Raw genomic sequence first — 12,503 nt, forward strand, 5'->3', positions numbered from 1 at the left:
CTTCCCCCTACCCCCGGCTGTGCAGGGTAAGGAGAAGGGCTCAAGAACCCTTTCTCGAACTCCGTAAAATTGCAGCTAAACCCGTAAATCTACCGGACCCGCGGACCCCCGATCGTGACCGACGCCCCCAACGCCTTGCCTTCGTCATCACAGACCGCGCTCGCCGCCGTCGAGCAGCAGATCCAGCGCGCCTGCGGCGACGCCCAGCGCGCGCGTGCCTCGGTGACCCTGATCGCGGTGTCGAAGACGTTCGCGGCCGAGGCGATCGAGCCGGTGATCACGGCCGGGCAGCGCGTGTTCGGAGAGAACCGGGTTCAGGAGGCCAAGGGCAAGTGGCCGGCGCTGATGACTGCGCATCCCGGCCTGTCGCTGCACCTGATCGGGCCGTTGCAGTCCAACAAGGCAAAGGAGGCGGTGGCGCTGTTCGACGCCATTCACTCCGTGGATCGGCCGAGTCTCTGCACGGCGCTGGCCAAGGAAATCGCGGCTCAGGGCCGGCATCCCCAGCTCTTCGTCCAGATCAACACCGGCGAGGAGCCGCAGAAGGCCGGCATCGCGCCCGGCGACGCCGACGCCTTCCTCGCGGCCTGTCGCAAGGATTACGGGCTGGAGATTTCCGGCCTGATGTGCATTCCGCCGGTCGACCAGGCGCCGGGACCGCATTTCGCGCTAACCGCCAAGATTGCCGCCCGCAACGGCCTGTCGAATCTTTCGATGGGCATGAGCGCCGATTTCGCCACCGCGATCCAGTTCGGCGCCACCCATGTGCGCGTCGGCTCGGCGATCTTCGGGCACCGCTGACGGTGCATCAATGTCAGGCTCGGTTATTCGAAACTGACGGACACCCGCCCGAGGTCGCCGAAATCCGCTTCCATCACGTCCCCCGACCCGATCGGCAGCGGCGGATGGCAGGTGCCGGTGGTGACCACCTGCCCTGCCCGCGCGGTGATGCCGAGCTGGCGCAGCTCGTTGACCAGCCAGGCCAGCGCGATCCGGGGATCGCCGAGCACGTTGCGGCCATGGCCGGTGAAGGTGTCGCCGCGCAGCGTGATGCGCGGCCGCTCGTCCACGAGGTCGCGGCCGCGCCAGTCGGCTGATGTCGGCGCTCCCAGCACGAACAGATGGGCGCAGGCGTTGTCGGCGATCAGCTGCGCCTCCCCTGCGCTGACGAAATCAGCGAATCGCGAATCCGGAATCTCGATCGCGGGGTGCAGCGTGTCGACGGCCGCGAGCACCTCGGCGACATCATAAGGTGTCGGTCGTGGCGGCAGATCCCGTCCCAGGCGAAACGCGAATTCCGGCTCCGCGACCCGCATCTCGTTGCCTGCCATGGAGGCGGTGCCGCCGACCGGCAGAACCGTCTCGGCCAGGATGCGGCCGGCCATCGGACCGGCGACATTGATATGGCGCTGTCCCGCTTCGCTGGTGGCCGCGATCTTCCAGCCGAACAGCGGCTGGCGCGATTGGCGCTCGATCTCGGCCTGGATGGCGTAGCCCTCGGCACGGTCGTGGGGACGAAGATCCGGCGGCAATGCCGCCAGCTTGCGGCCTGATGTCCAGTGGTCGTTCAGAATGCCGGAAGCGCCGGCAAGCCTGTCCGCTGCGCGCATGATGTCCTCCCCGTCGCTGTCTCTTCTTTTATTGAATGACGATCCTGGTGCGCGGACCGATCCTTTGCAACAGCTGCAGCATCGCCGGACGGGTCATCGCCACGCAGCCGGCTGTGGGCCCGAAATTCGGCCGTGCGAGGTGCAGGAACACCGCGCTGCCCCGCCCCGCAATCCGCGGACGGGTGTTGTGGTCGATCTCGATGATGAAATCGTACAAATGGTCCTGCCGCGCGAGGCGGTCTCCGGGCTGGTCTCCGCACAGCTTCACCGGCTGGTTATAGTGCCGGTCGGCGGGGTCCTCGCACCAGGCGTCCTCGGGTCCGATCAGCCGGACCGGCAGAAAGGTCCGCGGGCGGGCATGCCGGTCCGCCCGCCACCAGAGACGGCGGGGGTAGAATGTGCCGCGCGGGGTGCCGCCATCGCCCTCGCGCTTGTTGGCGAGGACGCCGCCGCGGCCGAGCGCCACCGGAATGATATGGCCCCAGATTGTCAGCCAGCCGCGCTGGCGGGAGCCCGCGCCAGTCCGAATCGACACATGGGCTGCTGGCATGCCACGCGGCGAATCTGCTAATGTCATGAAACAACGTGCCTTTTCATTGCCATGCATTGCCCGTGAATTGCCTTATTGTCGGCAAATGGTCCGCTCCGCGAGTCGAACAGGACATTCATCTCATTCCCTGCCCAATTCTGGAGTACAGTGCTGGGCGCTTGTGAATCGATAACAGCCCCCTACTTCAAGACGGAACAGGGCTGATGAGCCTGTTTGCCCACCGTTGAAGGCGCCACCCACCTGATCCCGCCGGCGCCACCTAGAGGATTGTACAATGGCCAATGCCCGCAAGATCCTGATCGTGGATGACGACACCGATCTGCGCGACACCCTGATGGAGCAGCTCTCGCTGCATGATGAATTCGAGGCTCAGGCCGTCGATACCGGCGCCAAGGGTGCCAGCGCCGCAAAGGCCAATTCTCCCGATCTGGTGCTGATGGATGTCGGCCTGCCCGACACCGACGGCCGCGAGGTGGTGCGCAGCTTGCGAAAAGGCGGCTTCAAGGCCCCGATCATCATGCTGACCGGCCATGACACCGATTCGGATACGATCCTCGGGCTCGAGTCCGGCGCCAATGACTACGTCGCCAAGCCGTTCCGCTTCGCCGTGCTGCTCGCCCGCATCCGCGCCCAGCTTCGCCAGCACGAGGCCAGCGAGGACGCGGTGTTCTCGGTCGGCCCCTACAGCTTCCGCCCGGGCTCGAAGATGCTGACCGGCGCCAACGCCCGGAAGGTCCGCCTGACGGAAAAGGAAACCGCGATCCTGCGCTTCCTGTACCGCGCCGGCCAGCAGCCGGTGTCGCGCGAGACCCTGCTGCAGGAGGTCTGGGGCTACAATTCCGGCGTCACCACCCACACGCTGGAAACGCATATTTACCGTCTGCGGCAGAAGATCGAGAAAGATGCCGCGAATCCCGAGATTCTCGTCACCGAGGCCGGTGGATACAAGTTGGTACCGTGATAGGTTCGGGGATGGCGGTTTCGCCATTTATGTTATTGGTTCCATTCCGCCTTCCCCGGGCCCTCGATGTCGATCGAAGACGATATTGCGCTATTGGAGCGCGTCCCAACCTTGCGCCTTTTGGGAAGCGACTCACTGCGCATGATCGCGATCGGCTCCGAGCAGCGTAACGTCCAGAGCGGCGAAACGCTGTTCCGCGAGGGCGACACCGCCGATTGCGGCTATGTTGTCCAGCGCGGCGCGCTGCGCATCAATGACGAAGCCGGTGCCGAGATCGTCGCCACGCCGACGATGCTGATCGGCGAACTCGCGTTGCTGGTCGAGATGCGGCGCCCGGCCACCGCGACCGCCTTGGAATATTCGACCGTGGTGCGCATCTCGCGCAGCCTGTTCCAGCGCGTGCTCGAAAGCGATGCGATGGCGGCCCGGCGGCTGCGCGACGAGTTCGCCCACCGCGCCAGCCGGATCGCCAACGACATCATGATGGCCGGCGCGAAGCTGATGTCGTGAGCGCACGGCCGAGAGAGCGGTTGCACATCTGATCCCCCGTCATTCCGGGGCAAGGCCGCAGGCCTTGAACCCGGAATCCCGAGCTTGTCTTGCGCCCGTTTCAACAAGCTCGAGATTCCGGGTTCAATCGCCAAAGCGCCGTCGCTTTGCGACTGCGCCTTGTCGATTGCCCCGTAATGACGGCGAAGGCGCCACGAGTCAGCTCACACCGAAGCGGCTAACTACACGTCCATCGTCACCGTCACCGGCACATGGTCCGATGGCCGCTCCCAGCTCCGCGCATCGCGCAGGATCTTGAAGTCGCTGACGCGGTCCTTCAGCGCCCGCGATACCCAGATGTGGTCGAGCCGTCGGCCGCGGTCGCCGACGGTCCAGTCGGCGGCGCGGTAGCTCCACCACGTGTAGACCTTCTCCGACATCGGGATGCGCTCGCGCGCGACGTCGATCCATTCGCCATGGCTCTGCGCCGCCAGCAGCTTCTCGGTCTCGATCGGCGTATGTGAGACCACCTTCAGGAGTTGCTTGTGCGACCACACGTCGTGCTCATGCGGCGCGACGTTGAGATCGCCGACCAGGATGTGGCGGTCGTCGCCGCGCGGATGCAGCGGCTCGCACGCCTTCATCTCGTCGAGGAATTGCAGCTTGTGCTCGAATTTAGGATTGAGCGCGGGATCGGGAATGTCGCCGCCGGCCGGCACGTAGAAATTATGCAGCACCAGCCGCTGCGCGAGCTGCGCCTTCTCGCCGAACGCCACGCTGATGTGACGCGAATCCACCTTGTCGCAGAACGTCCGGACGTTCGTCGTCTCGAAAGGCCATTTCGAGATCACGGCGACGCCGTGATAGCCCTTCTGCCCGTTCAGCGCGATGTGCTCATAGCCGAGCCGCTTGAAGCGCTTCAGCGGGAAGGCATCATCGATGCACTTGGTCTCCTGCAGGCACAGCACATCGGGCCGGACCTGCTTGATGAGCTTGGCGACGAGATCGATGCGCAGGCGCACCGAATTGATGTTCCAGGTGGTCAGGACGAGACGCATGATATCTGCGATAGCATGGATTGCACTGCCGTCAGCGCCCGAGCCTGGGCCGCGGCGCGGCCGATTGACTGCACCACCAGGGCTTTTCCCCAACTAACTGGATTGCGTGTTCAACGCCGCTTGGCCTCGATCACGTCCCACACCCGCGCCGCGATGTCGGGGCCGCCGAGCCGCGAGATCGCGCGGATGCCGGTCGGCGAGGTCACGTTGATCTCGGTGAGATTGCCGTCGATGACGTCGATGCCAACCAGCAGCAGGCCGCGGGCGCGCAGCTCCGGTCCAAGCGTGTCGCAGATCTCGCGCTCGCGCGGGCTGAGCTCGGTCGCCTGCGCGGCGCCGCCGCGCACCATGTTGGAGCGGAGGTCATCGGCGGCCGGCACGCGGTTGACGGCGCCGGCGAACTCGCCGTCGACCAGGATGATGCGCTTGTCACCGTGCTTCACCTCGGGAAGGAAGCGCTGGATCACCCAGGGCTCCTTGAACGTCACCGAGAACATGTCGAACAGCGAGCCGAAATTCATGTCCTGCGGCATCACCCGGAAGACCGCCGCGCCGCCATGGCCGTGCAGCGGCTTCATCACCACGGCGCCGTGCTGGTCGCGGAAGGCGTTGATCTCGTCGATGTCCCGCGAGATCAAGGTCGGCGGCATCAGCTGCGGAAAATTCATCACGAACAGCTTTTCCGGCGCATTGCGCACGCTGGCGGGATCGTTGACCACCAGCGTCTTCGGATGGATGCGCTCGAGGAAATGCGTCGAGGTGATGTAGGCGAGATCGAACGGCGGATCCTGCCGCAGCAGCACGACGTCGAACGAGGTGAGCGCGGTCGGCTTCGGCTCGCCGAGCGTGAAGTGATCGCCGACCTCGTCGCGCACCGTCAGCGCCTGCACCGGCGCGTACAGCTCGTCGCCGCGCAGCGACAGCTTGTCCGGCGTGTAGTAGCACAGCCCGTGGCCGCGCCGCTGCGCTTCGAGCAGCATCGCAAACGTCGAGTCGCCGCGGATGTTGATGCGCGCGATCGGGTCCATCTGGACGGCGACATTCAGTTTCATGGGCAGGTCCCGGTCTCTGTCGTGTGAGTTCTGGTCGTATGGCTCATGTCAGGTGCTGGCGTCGAAGGCTGCGATCAGATGGCGCGGCAGGCTGCGCGGCGCAACCAGAATCGCGTCGAACCGCAGCTCCAATTCGGCATGGTCGGGATGCGCCGCCAGCCAGGCCTGCGCGGCAGCGATGATGCGCTGCTGCTGGCGCGGCGTCACCGCGTAGGCGGCATCGTCGAGCGAGGCGCGGGCCTTGACCTCGACGAAGGCAACCAGGCCGCGCTTGCGCGCGATGATGTCGATCTCGCCATGCGGCGTGCGGAAGCGTTTGGCGAGGATGCGATAGCCCTTGGCGATCAGCAGCGCCGCCGCGCGCGCCTCCGCCGACAGGCCGGTGCGGAAGGCGGCGACGCGCTCGGGGGCGGCCGTCTTGGCGGGCTTGTTGGCGGGCTTGCCGGCCGCAGGCTCAGTCTTCGCCATCGGCCGTGTCCTTGGCGAGCTCCAGCGCGCGTGCGTAGACTTCGCGCCGTGGGCGGCCCGAGAGTTCGACGGCATGCATCACGGCGTCCTTGACGCTTGACCGCTGCAGCAGGTCCCTCAGGACCGCATCCAGCGCATCCTGCGTCAGCACCTCGGCATCGCGCGGCGGCGGGCCGATGACCAGCACGAACTCGCCGCGCGTCTCGAGCTCAGCGGCCCCGGCCGCGAGCTCGCCGACGGGTCCGCGCAGAACTTCCTCGTGCAGCTTGGTCAGCTCGCGGCAGATCGCGGCGGGGCGTCCCTTCATCGCGTCGGCGAGATCAGCCAGCGTGTCCTGAACACGGCTGCCCGCTTCGAACACCACCACCGTCGCTTCGATGCGCGCGAGCTCCGACAGCCGCGTCCGCCGCGCCTGCTGCTTGGCCGGCAGGAAGCCCTCGAAGAAGAAGCGGTCGGTCGGCAACGCGGCCACGGTCAGCGCGGCGAGCACGGCGGAGGGTCCGGGCAGTGCCGTGACCGCGTGGCCCGCGTCACAGGCCGCGCGCACCAGCTTGTAGCCGGGATCGGAGATCAGCGGGGTTCCGGCGTCGGACACCAGCGCGATCGCCGCGCCCTCGGCCAGCCGCTGCAAGATCTTCGGCCTGACGGCCTCGGCATTGTGCTCGTGATAGGCGGCGAGCTCCGCGGACAGGCCGTAGCGCTCGGCGAGACGCCGGGTGATTCGCGTGTCCTCGCAGAAGATCATGTCGGCGCCGGCGAGCGTATCCAGCGCGCGCAGGGTGATATCGCCGAGATTGCCGATCGGGGTTGCCACGAGATGCAGCCCCGGACGTGCCCTGGACGCCGCAACGGCCTGCCCCGCCACCAGATAGGTCGGCGTGCTGGAAGATTTGCCGTCACCCGGCGGCGTGTTCGGGATTGCGTTGGCGCCCATCGCGGTAATTTAAAGGGCGCGTCGCGGGAATGCCATAAGGGAACGATCGGGCGGGCGAGTCGAAGTTCCCGGCCGCGCATGCCGTTCATCGCAGCTTCAAGTTCGAACCCGCACAAATCCGGTGTTGCGTGAGAGCAGGGGATAGCGCGTGCAAAACGCTGAATTGATCCGCCGTGTGGCGCTGACAGCCTTTTGTTTTGCTTAACTATTCGTCGACAATATGAGTGAATCAGCACGGCCTGGGGGGCGTGCGTTTGGGGAACTTCTGGCCGTAACAGGCCGAACGAAGAGATGCCATGGTGGGCCCGCGTGATCCCAACTCTCTCCGTCCGGGACCCCATGGGGTTGCCCGGCGAACGGCGCTGGGTCTGATCCTGGGCGCGCCGATCCTGTCGGCGTGCTCGAGCGTGCAGAACCCCTTTGAGCAGGCGACGGCGCCCGCCGGCCCGCCGCAGCAGCCGGCGGTGGCCGGCAACGGCCAGGTCAAGGTCGGTCTGATCCTGCCGCTGTCGGCGTCCGGCAATGCCGGCGTCGCGGCGCAGTCGATGAAGAACGCCGCCGAGATGGCGCTCGCCGAGTTTCAGAACCCCAATATCCAGCTTCTGATCAAGGACGATGCCGGCAGCCAGCCGGGTGCGCAGCAGGGCGCCCAGCAGGCCTCCGACGAGGGCGCCGAAATCATCCTGGGTCCGCTGTTCGCCGGATCAGTCCCCGCGGTGGCCCAGGTGGCGCGAACCCGCAACATCTCGGTGATCGCCTTCTCGACCGATTCGAGCGTCGCCGGGCGGGGCGTCTATCTGCTCAGCTTCCTGCCGGAATCCGATGCGACGCGGATCGTCGACTACTCCGCCGGCGTGGGCAAGCGCTCCTTCGCGGCGCTGCTGCCCGACAATGCCTATGGCACCGTGGTCGAAGGCGCGTTCAAGACCGCCGTCAGCCGGCGCGGCGGACGCATCGTGGCGTTCGAGAAATACTCCGGCGACCGCGCCGGGCCGGCGCGCACCGTCGCGCAGGCGCTCGGCGGCGCCGATGCGTTGCTGCTCGCCGATGACGGCGAATCGGTTGCGGCCACCGCCGATGCGCTGACCGCGGCCGGCGCGAACCTGCGCAACATTCAGCTGCTCGGCACCGGGCTGTGGGACAATCCGCGCGTCTATGCCAGCGCCAGCCTGCAAGGCGGCCTCTATGCCGCGCCGGACCCGTCCGGATTCCGCGCCTTCGCCGGGCGCTACCGCACGCGCTTTGGCGGCGACCCCGTGCGCACGGCGACACTGGCCTATGATGCGGTGGCGCTGGTCGCCGCGCTGGCGCGCACCCAAGGCGCGCAGCGTTTCGCACCGGATGTGCTGACCAATGCCTCCGGCTTCGCCGGCATCGACGGGCTGTTTCGCTTCCGCAGCGACGGCACCAATGAGCGCGGACTCGCCGTGATGCGCGTCGCCTCGGGTGGTGGTCAGGCCATCGCCGGCGCACCCAAGAGCTTCAGCGCCACTTGAGAGAGTGCGCCGTCAGGCCGCGAGATCGGCGACGACGGCGTCGAGCACCGGGAAGCCGTCCTGGGTGACGCGCAGCCGTCCGTCCGGCTCGACCGCGATGGCGCCCTCCTCGCGCAGCAGCGCAATGCGGCGCGGATCGAGTGTGCGGCCTGAGATCGCGGCATAGCGCTGGGGATCGATACCTTCGCGCAGGCGCAGCCCCATCAGCAGGAATTCGTCGGCGCGCTCCTCGCTGTTGAGGAGGTCGTCGGTCATCACGCCGTGCCCGTTGGATTCGACCCGCATCAGCCAGGCCTCCGGCCGCTTGTCGGTCGCGGTCGCGTGCCTCAGACCGTCGATGTCGAGCCGCCCATGCGCGCCCGGGCCGATGCCGGCATATTCCTGGCCGCGCCAGTAGACCAAATTGTGCCGGCACTCCGCGCCAGGCCGCGCGTGATTAGAGATCTCGTAGGCCGGCAGCCCATGGCGGGCGCAGACCTCCTGCGTGACGTCATACAGCGTCCGCGCGAGCCCTTCGTCCGGCGTCTTCAGCTTCCCGGCGGCGTGCAGCCCGAAGAACGGCGTACCCTCTTCGATCGTGAGCTGATAGAGCGACAGATGCTCGGCCGCCTCGCCGATCGCGCGGTTCAGCTCCTCGGTCCACATCGCTGGCGTCTGGTCAGGCCGCGCGTAGATGAGATCGAACGAATAGCGGTCGAACGCTCCGCGTGCGATGGCGACGGCCTTCATCGCCTCTTCGGCCGTGTGCAGGCGTCCCAGCATCTTCAGCGACGCATCGTCCATCGCCTGGACGCCGAGCGAGACGCGGTTGACGCCGGCCGCGCGGTAGCCCGCAAAGCGCGTCGCCTCGACGCTGGTCGGGTTGGCCTCCAGCGACACCTCGACGTCAGCGGCGACGCGCCAGTGCTTGCCGATCGCATCGAGAATGGCGCCGACCGTCTGCGGCTGCATCAGCGACGGCGTGCCGCCGCCGAGAAAGATCGAGGTGACGGTGCGTGGTCCGGTCCGCACCGCCGTGGTCGCGATCTCCCGGGCGAAGGCGCGCGCGAAGCGGTCCTGGTCGATGGCGGCATGCCGGACGTGGCTGTTGAAGTCGCAATACGGACATTTCGACAGGCAGAACGGCCAGTGCACATAGACGCCGAACGCTTCGCTGTCAGCGCTGCTCAAGACAGATCTCCGCGAGTTTCACGAAGGCGCGGGCACGGTGCGACAGGCCAAGGCCCAGCGGCGGCAGGCCGTGCTTCTCGATGCTCGTCATCTCGCCGAAGGTCCGGTCATGTCCTTCGGGCAGGAACATCGGGTCATAGCCGAAACCGGCAGTGCCGCGGGGCGGCCAGACCAGGGTGCCGTCCACCCGCGCCTCGACCTCCTCGACGTGTCCGTCCGGCCAGGCGACGCACAGCGCCGAGACGAAATGCGCGGTGCGCTTGTCGGCGGTGACAGCGCCGCGCTCCTGCAGCAGGCGCTCGATCTGCGCCATCGCCGCGGCGAAATCCTTGGTCGGTCCGGCCCAGCGCGCGGAATAGATGCCCGGCGCGCCGTCGAGCCCATGGACGACGATCCCGGAATCGTCGGCGAAGGCCGGCAGCTGGGCGGCCTCGGCCGCGGCCACCGCCTTGATGCGGGCGTTCGCCTGGAAGGTGTCGCCAGTCTCCTCGGGCTCGCCGAGCCCGAGTTCGCCCGCCGAGACGGCCTCCACGCCATAGGGCGCCAGCAACTCGCGCATCTCGACGAGCTTGCCGGAATTATGGGTCGCAATGACGATGCGGCCAGTGATCGGGCGGTGTGGGCTGCTCACGCGACCGCCATCTTCTGCAGGTCGACCAGGCGGGCGACGCCCTTGCGGGCCAGCGCCATCAGCGCCAGGAACTCGGCTTCCGTGAACGGGGTCTTCTCGGCCGTGCCCTGCACCTCGATGATGCGGCCGTCGCCGGTCATGACGAAATTGGCGTCGGTCTCGGCCTCGGAATCCTCGGCATAGTCGAGGTCGAGCACCGGCGTGCCGTTGTAGATGCCACAGGAGATCGCGGCGACGTTGGCGCGCAGCACCTCGGCCTTGAGCATGTTCCGCGTCTTCATCCATTTGATGCAGTCGGCCAGCGCCACCCAGGCGCCGGTGATCGAGGCGGTGCGGGTGCCGCCGTCGGCCTGCAGCACGTCGCAATCGACCGTGATCTGGCGTTCGCCGAGGGCCTCCAGGTCGATCGCGGTGCGCAGCGAGCGGCCGATCAGGCGCTGGATCTCCACGGTGCGGCCGGTCTGCTTGCCGGCCGAGGCCTCGCGGCGGGTCCGTTCGGAGGTGGCGCGCGGCAGCATGCCGTATTCGGCCGTGATCCAGCCCCGGCCCTGCCCCTTGAGCCACGGCGGCAGCCGGTCCTCCAGGGTGGCGGTGACCAGCACATGGGTGTCGCCGAATTTCACCAGGCAGGAGCCTTCGGCGTATTTGACGACGCCGCGTTCCAGGCTCACGGGCCGCAATTCATCCGGTGCACGGCGGCTCGGCCGCATGGGTTCTCTCCGTGAATGGAAGGCGCAAGGGGTGTTGATCGGCCTTGTAGGAGCCGGGGCGGGACGCGGCAAGGGCTTATCGGGCCGCGGGGCGCGACCCATGACCCGCTTGCCACCGAGCCGCCGCATCGACACATTAGAGCGAGCTGGGAGGAGAGCTTCTGGTGGCCCACCACGATCCGATCAACCTGATGACACCGCCCGCCGGCCTGGCGCAGCTCAACGAGCGCTCGCGCGAGATCTTCAAGCAGATCGTCGAGAGCTATCTGGCGACCGGCGAGCCGGTCGGCTCGCGCAACATCTCGCGGCTGATCGCCGTTCCCCTGTCGCCGGCCTCCGTGCGCAACGTGATGGCCGATCTCGAACAGCTCGGCCTGATCTATGCCCCGCATACCTCGGCCGGGCGGCTGCCGACGGAAGCGGGGCTGCGCTTCTTCGTCGACGCCCTGATGCAGGTCGGCGACATGACCGAGGCCGAGCGGCAGTCGATCCAGAGTCAGCTCGCCGCCGTCGGCCGGGCGCAATCGGTCGAGGCGGCGCTGGACGAGGCGCTGACGCGGCTGTCGGGCCTCACGCGTGCTGCCGCCGTGGTGCTCACCGCAAAATCCAACACCCGGCTCAAGCACATCGAGTTCGTGCGCCTGGAGCCCGAGCGCGCGCTGGTCGTGCTGGTCGGCGAGGATGGGCAGGTCGAGAACCGCGTGCTGGCGCTGCCCCCCGGCGTGCCGTCGTCGGCGCTGACCGAGGCGTCGAACTTCCTCAATGCGCGGATCCGCGGGCGCACGCTGGCCGAGGCCCGTCTCGAACTCGAGACGGCACTGGCGGCCGATCGCGCCGAACTCGATCAGCTGACGCAGAAGGTGATCGCGGCCGGTGTCGCGAGCTGGTCCGGCGGCGACAGCGACGAACGCCAGCTCATCGTGCGCGGTCATGCCAATTTGCTCGAGGATCTGCATGCGCTCGATGATCTCGAGCGTGTGCGCAGGCTGTTCGACGATCTCGAGACCAAGCGCGGTGTCGTCGATCTGCTCGGGCGCGCAGAAAGCGCCGACGGCGTCCGCATCTTCATCGGTTCGGAGAACAAGCTGTTCTCGCTGTCGGGCTCGTCCACGATCGTCTCGCCCTATTCGGATGCAACGGGCCGTATCGTCGGCGTACTCGGCGTCATCGGTCCGACCCGGCTGAACTACGCCCGCGTGATTCCGACCGTCGATTATGCGGCGCGGCTCGTCAGTCGCCTGTTCGGTGGTTGAAACGTAACATGGTTAACCCGTCCGGCGCGGCGCAAGACCCCGCCGCTCGACCCCGCGCTTGATTTTCGCGGCTCAAAGCACGATATCCCGCCCGACATCCCCAAACCGCCGAACTTGCGAG

At 67.3% G+C, this 12,503-nt stretch carries 14 protein-coding genes; 5 read left to right on the plus strand and 9 right to left on the minus strand.

The window, feature by feature from the left end:
• Positions 1 to 114: 114 nt before the first annotated feature.
• Positions 115 to 801: a YggS family pyridoxal phosphate-dependent enzyme gene (locus tag ACQR0Z_RS00575; protein WP_434917352.1), complete on the plus strand. Its 687-nt coding sequence runs from the start codon at positions 115 to 117 to the stop codon at positions 799 to 801.
• Between the two features lie 23 nt (positions 802 to 824).
• On the opposite strand, the gene ACQR0Z_RS00580 is transcribed toward ACQR0Z_RS00575, so the two are convergent.
• Both ACQR0Z_RS00580 and ACQR0Z_RS00585 read right to left on the minus strand, forming a co-directional pair.
• Complete coding sequence (locus tag ACQR0Z_RS00580; protein ID WP_434917353.1) at positions 825 to 1,610, minus strand: 2-keto-4-pentenoate hydratase; 786 nt, start codon at positions 1,608 to 1,610, stop codon at positions 825 to 827.
• Between the two features lie 28 nt (positions 1,611 to 1,638).
• Positions 1,639 to 2,160 (minus strand): L,D-transpeptidase family protein, encoded by a 522-nt coding sequence (locus ACQR0Z_RS00585; protein ID WP_434917354.1) that lies wholly within the window; start codon positions 2,158 to 2,160, stop codon positions 1,639 to 1,641.
• A 274-nt stretch (positions 2,161 to 2,434) separates the two neighbouring features.
• Here ACQR0Z_RS00585 and ACQR0Z_RS00590 point away from each other — a divergent pair, with 274 nt between their 5' ends.
• Together ACQR0Z_RS00590 and ACQR0Z_RS00595 are read left to right on the plus strand one after the other, a co-directional pair.
• Positions 2,435 to 3,121 (plus strand): response regulator transcription factor, encoded by a 687-nt coding sequence (locus tag ACQR0Z_RS00590; RefSeq protein WP_006612692.1) that lies wholly within the window; start codon positions 2,435 to 2,437, stop codon positions 3,119 to 3,121.
• A gap of 66 nt (positions 3,122 to 3,187) precedes the next feature.
• Positions 3,188 to 3,631, plus strand: a complete 444-nt coding sequence (locus ACQR0Z_RS00595) for a cyclic nucleotide-binding domain-containing protein (RefSeq protein WP_434857961.1) — start codon at positions 3,188 to 3,190, stop codon at positions 3,629 to 3,631.
• Positions 3,632 to 3,852: 221 nt separating this feature from the next.
• Here ACQR0Z_RS00595 and ACQR0Z_RS00600 read toward each other — a convergent pair whose 3' ends face one another.
• The 4 genes from ACQR0Z_RS00600 to rsmI all read right to left on the minus strand — a co-directional run bounded on the left by ACQR0Z_RS00600 (position 3,853) and on the right by rsmI (position 7,122).
• Positions 3,853 to 4,668: an exodeoxyribonuclease III gene (locus tag ACQR0Z_RS00600; protein WP_434917355.1), complete on the minus strand. Its 816-nt coding sequence runs from the start codon at positions 4,666 to 4,668 to the stop codon at positions 3,853 to 3,855.
• A gap of 110 nt (positions 4,669 to 4,778) precedes the next feature.
• Complete coding sequence (gene gshB, locus ACQR0Z_RS00605) at positions 4,779 to 5,720, minus strand: glutathione synthase (protein ID WP_434857963.1); 942 nt, start codon at positions 5,718 to 5,720, stop codon at positions 4,779 to 4,781.
• A 48-nt stretch (positions 5,721 to 5,768) separates the two neighbouring features.
• Positions 5,769 to 6,188, minus strand: coding sequence for a YraN family protein (locus ACQR0Z_RS00610; RefSeq protein ID WP_434857964.1), 420 nt, complete (start codon positions 6,186 to 6,188; stop codon positions 5,769 to 5,771).
• Positions 6,175 to 7,122: a 16S rRNA (cytidine(1402)-2'-O)-methyltransferase gene (gene rsmI, locus ACQR0Z_RS00615; RefSeq protein ID WP_434917356.1), complete on the minus strand. Its 948-nt coding sequence runs from the start codon at positions 7,120 to 7,122 to the stop codon at positions 6,175 to 6,177. The genes ACQR0Z_RS00610 and rsmI overlap by 14 nt, the downstream gene beginning before the upstream one ends.
• Before the next feature lie 296 nt (positions 7,123 to 7,418).
• Between rsmI and ACQR0Z_RS00620 the strand changes: the two genes are divergently transcribed.
• Positions 7,419 to 8,618 (plus strand): penicillin-binding protein activator, encoded by a 1,200-nt coding sequence (locus ACQR0Z_RS00620; RefSeq protein WP_434857966.1) that lies wholly within the window; start codon positions 7,419 to 7,421, stop codon positions 8,616 to 8,618.
• A gap of 12 nt (positions 8,619 to 8,630) precedes the next feature.
• Here ACQR0Z_RS00620 and hemW read toward each other — a convergent pair whose 3' ends face one another.
• The 3 genes from hemW to rph are packed head-to-tail and all read right to left on the minus strand — an operon-like array spanning position 8,631 to position 11,129.
• On the minus strand, positions 8,631 to 9,788 hold the full coding sequence (hemW, locus tag ACQR0Z_RS00625; protein ID WP_434917357.1) for a radical SAM family heme chaperone HemW: 1,158 nt from the start codon (positions 9,786 to 9,788) through the stop codon (positions 8,631 to 8,633).
• Positions 9,775 to 10,419, minus strand: a complete 645-nt coding sequence (gene rdgB / locus ACQR0Z_RS00630; RefSeq protein ID WP_434877783.1) for an RdgB/HAM1 family non-canonical purine NTP pyrophosphatase — start codon at positions 10,417 to 10,419, stop codon at positions 9,775 to 9,777. Before rdgB ends, hemW begins: the two co-directional genes overlap by 14 nt.
• Positions 10,416 to 11,129, minus strand: a complete 714-nt coding sequence (gene rph, locus ACQR0Z_RS00635; protein WP_434857969.1) for a ribonuclease PH — start codon at positions 11,127 to 11,129, stop codon at positions 10,416 to 10,418. The genes rdgB and rph overlap by 4 nt, the downstream gene beginning before the upstream one ends.
• A 164-nt stretch (positions 11,130 to 11,293) precedes the next feature.
• On the opposite strand from rph, the gene hrcA reads away from it, so the two are divergent.
• Positions 11,294 to 12,382, plus strand: a complete 1,089-nt coding sequence (hrcA, locus tag ACQR0Z_RS00640) for a heat-inducible transcriptional repressor HrcA (protein ID WP_434857970.1) — start codon at positions 11,294 to 11,296, stop codon at positions 12,380 to 12,382.
• Positions 12,383 to 12,503: the final 121 nt, after the last annotated feature.

This window comes from Bradyrhizobium sp. HKCCYLS3077, assembly GCF_051167555.1.
Taxonomy (GTDB): Bacteria; Pseudomonadota; Alphaproteobacteria; order Rhizobiales; family Xanthobacteraceae; genus Bradyrhizobium.